At 34.1% G+C, this 5,488-nt stretch carries 6 protein-coding genes; 4 read left to right on the top strand and 2 right to left on the bottom strand.

From position 1 onward, the window contains the following. Window positions 1–180 precede the first annotated feature (180 nt). Window positions 181–456, bottom strand: coding sequence for a DNA segregation protein PrgO (prgO, locus tag RV13_RS19925; protein WP_001196543.1), 276 nt, complete (start codon window positions 454–456; stop codon window positions 181–183). After that, window positions 428–1,381 (bottom strand): ParA family protein, encoded by a 954-nt coding sequence (locus RV13_RS19930; protein WP_000429439.1) that lies wholly within the window; start codon window positions 1,379–1,381, stop codon window positions 428–430. Before RV13_RS19930 ends, prgO begins: the two co-directional genes overlap by 29 nt. Before the next feature lie 611 nt (window positions 1,382–1,992). Here RV13_RS19930 and RV13_RS19935 point away from each other — a divergent pair. The 4 genes from RV13_RS19935 to RV13_RS19950 all read left to right on the top strand — a co-directional run bounded on the left by RV13_RS19935 (window position 1,993) and on the right by RV13_RS19950 (window position 5,102). Further along, on the top strand, window positions 1,993–3,486 hold the full coding sequence (locus RV13_RS19935; protein ID WP_000947691.1) for a primase C-terminal domain-containing protein: 1,494 nt from the start codon (window positions 1,993–1,995) through the stop codon (window positions 3,484–3,486). A 134-nt stretch (window positions 3,487–3,620) separates the two neighbouring features. Then, window positions 3,621–3,917 (top strand): replication control protein PrgN, encoded by a 297-nt coding sequence (locus RV13_RS19940; protein WP_000053907.1) that lies wholly within the window; start codon window positions 3,621–3,623, stop codon window positions 3,915–3,917. A gap of 100 nt (window positions 3,918–4,017) precedes the next feature. Next, window positions 4,018–4,869: a hypothetical protein gene (locus RV13_RS19945; protein ID WP_002287227.1), complete on the top strand. Its 852-nt coding sequence runs from the start codon at window positions 4,018–4,020 to the stop codon at window positions 4,867–4,869. A 20-nt stretch (window positions 4,870–4,889) separates the two neighbouring features. Continuing rightward, window positions 4,890–5,102, top strand: coding sequence for a hypothetical protein (locus RV13_RS19950; protein ID WP_002324171.1), 213 nt, complete (start codon window positions 4,890–4,892; stop codon window positions 5,100–5,102). Window positions 5,103–5,488 lie beyond the last annotated feature (386 nt).

A 5,488-nucleotide genomic window follows, 5' to 3' on the forward strand; every position in this document is an offset into this window, starting at 1 on the left:
GTAGATTTAAAACTTTGCAACAGAACCATATTTAGTATAGTAAAAACTAGAAACAATAAAATTTGTGAATGTTGTATACCCCCAAACAATACACATATTTTGAAGGATTAGGATTAATAAAGCTAAAAATATAGTAAGTATACTAAATATATTTACTATATCTAGTATACTTACTATATTTTAATCTTTTGATCGTCTATTATATATAATCCGTTCCTCGTCGTTTAAAGTATCAACATAGGCGTCCATTGCAAGTTTGACTATTTCATACATAGGAATATCTTTTGCATAACTAAGATCCCGAATGGTTTTTAGTACGGGAGGATCTACTTGAACTGGTTTTCTTTCTTTCGCAGTGTACTTTCGTTCCCCTAACTCGACATTAATATCATCTTTAATTGAAATATCTTCAGCACCAATTTTCTTCTTATCTTTGTTCGTTGGTAATAATGCCATTTAGTTTAATCTCCTTTCCAAGAGGTAGGATATGATTGGCCATTGAGTCAGCATATTTAGGTGTATAATCAAATCCTTCAATATCACCATGTTGTTCATAGTATTCAATTCTTTCTTCTAATTCTGTAAAGATGTCTGCAAAAATAGCCCACCATCTTCGATCTACATAATCATTTAATTGGATACCATTCTCACCATACATTTCTAACCGATCCGAGCCTTTAACAATGCTTTTAAAAATGTTTGATTCACCATACTTATCAATTGTTTTTTGATAGTTTGCGTGTTGAGAGGAACGTCGCACTGAGAAAAGAACAGGCAAAATTCCAATGATTTGAAGATGAGACTCTTCAAAATTCGTGACAATCGGAACTAAAACTTTATTAATAAAATCTTCTGTTCCTTCCATTGCGTACCGTTTTAATTCTTGCATTGCAATAATATAATCTGCAGCAGTTAAGAATGCACGAACCACATTATCTGTTGATGGTGGGCAGTCGATAAAGATATAATCGAAATTTTTTCTCAATTCTTCTAAAGGTTTAATGAAGGCCAATGATCTCTTACGACGATCAGGATATTTTTCGGACAAGTATTCATTAAGTTCTTCAGATCCAGGAGAGCCAGCCATAATATATAAATGTGGACTTACTTGAGTAATACCTGAAACCCAGTCCCCTTTTTTGATTGCTGCAGACATGGATCGATCAAAGCTAGTAATTTGATACGTTGATCCAATGTTGGAAGTAGTATTTCTTTGTTGGTCATAATCAATTAGCAACACGTCTTTTTCAAAAAGTTGACTAGAAACAATCGCTAATAAATCATTGTCTGTAGTCTTACCAATGCCGCCTTTTCTACCTGTAAGCATTACAACTTTTCCTAGTTTATCTGATGTTTTAAATGCAGTCCGTAAGTTTTCCATAGTTCCCTCCAATTTCCTATACTAAATATATTTAGTATACTTCATATACTTAATATATTCGATATATCTAATATACTCCAAATTGATAAGAATTCAGACTTTATAAGGAATATAGTGGATATACTAAATATATTTGCTATATTCAGTATATCAGATATATTCAAAATGTCAAAATATATTTGTGCGTTTTGCGTTGACAATTTAGAGTGAAAAGAGGTAAACTTAATTCTATAGAAACCACAGATAATTCACTATTTACAAAGTAGCAAAAGCAGTGGTACTCTTTAAACAGAAAAATTACATAAAAAAAAGAGACGGAAATAATTGATTTTAGCAGAATCAATTATTTCTGAATCACATGGTTAGGACATGTGTTCACGCTCGTCTCAAGAATATGTAAGTAGCTACCAACTACTTATATTAAAAGTTGATCGGATACCTTTTCCGATTGCCTTTATTCTACCAAAAAAAGGCGAGCAACTCAACAGAAGAAAGTTTATTTAGTGTACTTAAATTAAATATTCTTAAACACTGAAGAGAGAACACATACTATGGCTGAGATTAAAGCTAAACTGTGTTCTCTTTTTGTTTGAGAAAGGACGTTACAATCGATGTTGAGCGAAATTTATTCAGCTATTCTTAAAAACGGCTTACGTACATACAAATATCGAAACAGCACCATGAAACCTGCAGGTCATATTGATTCCAGTAGGAGTGGTGCTATCTTTGCGTACCGTAGCAAGCAATTAATGAATGTTGGGCGTGGTATGGTCATTACTTCGGAAGAAGCTATTTTAGAGAACGAAAAGAAACTAACGCATTGGACACCTAATACCTATCGCTTTGGTACTTATGCGGATGATTATCGAACAGTGGTTAAAGGTCATTCTGAGAAAAACTTAAGTCAAATCAACACATTTGTAGTTGATATCGATTCAAAAGAGAACCATCAAGGCGAAATTATTTTAGCCTGTTTAGATCAAGTGGGCTACATGCCAACGCTAATTTTAGAATCAGATCATGGTTATCAAGTTTATTTTGTACTAAAGACACCAGGCTATGTCACAAAGAAAAGCAATTTCAAGGTGATCGATGTAGCAAAAAAAATTTCAAAAACAATTCGTCTACAGTTGGCTGAAAAATTGTCCGGAGTGGATCTAGGATGTAACCACTTCGGAATTGCTCGATTCCCACAAGAAAATAATATTGTTTTTAAAGAAATGAACTATCAGTATTCTTTTGCTGACTGGATTCAATGGTCGATGAAGCTTGAATCAGATCAAAAAACAAAAGAAGATCGAGAACGAAAACTAATTGTCTTTCCTGAGAAAAAAGAAATTCGTCAAGTAGATGAACCGTGGTTCGATATGTTACTTCATAAAGCAAACATCGTCGGCGGAGAAGGACGTCTTGGTCGAAATAATGTGATTTTCACGCTTTCTTTAGCTTATTACTCTTCAGGTTATGCATTGGATACTTGCGAATACAATATGTTCACATTCAACGAACGGTTACAGGAACCGCTATCTGAAGCAGAATTAGTAAAGATTGTACGTAGTGCTTATTCTGGTAATTATCAAGCAGCAAGCAGAGAATTCATTATTGAATTGTGCCAGCAATGGGTTTCACCAACCTTAAAAAATAATGATCTGTTCATTCAACGACGTGGCTGGTGGAAATTTAAAAAGCCACGAGATCAAAGAAAATATAGTCATAAAAATGAATGGAAAGAAGATCTATTGGCTTATCTAAGCGAAAAAAGTCTTGCTAGTGAGCCTTATTTGAACCTGTCAAAAAAAGAATTGGCTTCACAACTAACGATGCCCAAGCGAACACTTGATAAGATCTTAAATGAGTTACGAGAGGAGAATAAAGTCTTCTACAAGGTAACACGAGGAAGAAATGGCGGAATGATCATTGCTTCAGTCAAAACGTTGTTCGCGAGGGTTATTCAACTAAGTAAAGAAAAGAGACTAGATTATTCAACAAGGATCACAGAGGTATTTGGACTCAACGAGAGCTTAGTAGAAGAGACATTTAGACAATTATCAACCCCCTTGAACCCTCTTAAAGAAGTGAATCTTTTTGAAGTAGATACAGGTTGAAAAATAAAAGGTGCAAATTGCCCTATACAATATATCTATGATACTTCTGTAGGTGTTGCTCCCTTTGCCTAGCTACGTGTAGGTGGTATACTTATAACTGCGTATGCAGTCTTATGTATCATGGAGGAAGTTGTATGTCGTTAAAAAATTATGTCTATTCACATCCTGTTAATGTGTTTATCATTGGTCGTTTGGGATTATCTGTGGAAGTGTTCTGTGAGCTTTATGGTTTTAAGCAGGGGACTTTGTCTTCTTGGGTTACCAGGGAAAAAACAGTTGCTTCTTTGCCGATTGAGTTTCTTCATGGGTTGTCCTTAGCTTCTGGGGAGACTATGGATCAGGTATATGATTGTTTGTGTGTGTTAGAGCAGGAGTATATTGAGTATAAAATAGCTAACGAGTTAAGAAAAAGGAAGAAGTATATCCAGTAGTAGTTTTTATTTACTTAAAAAATTGGTTCATTGAGCAACCTATCGCTGCTAAAGTAGCAAAGGAAAACGTTAAAGGAAAGAATTTAGGGAAGAAATCGAAATGAAATCGGACGACTGGATTGAACACACCTGGCTTCCTCTGAAAAGAAATAGCAAACGAAAGAAATTTTGGGTATTGCAATTATGGCCATTAGGAAAACTTTGTAGTTACGGGGCACGACTTATTCTTGATTTAACCGTTTACTCGATTGGAGTATTTGGAACGGCTTATTACTTGATAAATGATCCCAATAGGATTGCAGCATCAGACATTTTTACAGTGCTAATGACGTTGATTTTTGTCATGCTATTGTCTATTTTTACTCAATTAGTCATGCAATTTACCAGGCAAAAATTAACAGCAGGAAAACTTTTCAAAAGCCTATTCGATTTAATTGTTGTAAATGCAATTCTAGCGACTTTAATAAAACAAATTGAACAATCTGGAAGAACAACAAAAGGAGTGAAGGATTTTTTATTGACGTTTATTCACTTTGTAAATGGACACATGTATTTGTTTGAAGTGGGTATTATTCTCTTTTTTGTCGGGTATGTATCCACGAAACTTATTAAACGTTCAATTGAAAAAGAAATTGAAATTGACCTGATTCCGACACTTCTTGGTTATGAGTACAATGTTGATTTTGGAAGATATGACGAATTGATCAATACGGATATCGTTCACACGAGTATCCATGAATCTACTGTTAAGGGCATCAGATCTATTTTAAAAAATGGCCAGGAAATGAAAGCAATAGATCGAAGAAAAGAGATCTACAATTTTTATGAAGTCGAAGCAAGCCTACGATATGGCATCGGAAAATTGTGGTTAGATGGAAGTAATATTCGTCAAAACAAACCATACATTTTTTGGAACAGTAGTGATTTAGAACTTCCAATGAAAGATAAATAATTATGGAGAATCGTTTGAAAATGATTCCTCTATACAGGATTGTGCTTATAGTTGGCATGGAGTTAAAAACCTTAAAGAAGGAGCAGTTATTCAAAGTGAAAGAACGTCATAATCAGTTACTATGTAGTAAAACGGGTACGATGAACATTGAATACCGAACAGAATATTTAGAATTAACGAATCAAACTGATTTTTTGTTGATTCGAAAGCAACAAGAGCAAGAAAAAAATTAATGGCTACTTATAGCCAATTGATTGATGAATGGGAACAATTCAAGGAATCTAAAATTCCAGAACGTCTCTAAAAGCCTTTATTTGTAAAGAGCATAAGGAAACGTGGGAACACTTTTTAAAAAAAGTGTTCCAATAGGCTGTGCCTATTACGTTTCTCAAAAATAAATGTGGGAACAAAATATTTAAAAATAGGATAGTGAAAGGATAGTGAAGGATAGTAAAAGGAGGGTAGTAGGATAGCAAAAAGGATAGGCTCCTTTTCGCTATCCTTTTTAAATTGGAGGAATTAATATGGAAGTAAGAATAAGAAATGTGGATGAGAAAATCGTAAGAGAAATTGATCGAAGATGTGACGAACGGTTCTGTTGCAAAGTTTTAAATCTACT

The sequence above is a fragment of the Enterococcus raffinosus genome (assembly GCF_001886185.1).
Taxonomy (GTDB): Bacteria; Bacillota; Bacilli; order Lactobacillales; family Enterococcaceae; genus Enterococcus_A; species Enterococcus_A raffinosus.

Coding starts and splice junctions, on each gene's coding strand:
- RV13_RS19940 (WP_000053907.1), top strand. CDS start 3,621: ATGTCGTTAAAAAATTATGTCTATTCACATCCTGTTAATGTGTTTATC.
- RV13_RS19945 (WP_002287227.1), top strand. CDS start 4,018: ATGAAATCGGACGACTGGATTGAACACACCTGGCTTCCTCTGAAAAGA.
- RV13_RS19950 (WP_002324171.1), top strand. CDS start 4,890: ATGATTCCTCTATACAGGATTGTGCTTATAGTTGGCATGGAGTTAAAA.
- RV13_RS19930 (WP_000429439.1), bottom strand. CDS start 1,381: ATGGAAAACTTACGGACTGCATTTAAAACATCAGATAAACTAGGAAAA.
- prgO (WP_001196543.1), bottom strand. CDS start 456: ATGGCATTATTACCAACGAACAAAGATAAGAAGAAAATTGGTGCTGAA.
- RV13_RS19935 (WP_000947691.1), top strand. CDS start 1,993: ATGTTGAGCGAAATTTATTCAGCTATTCTTAAAAACGGCTTACGTACA.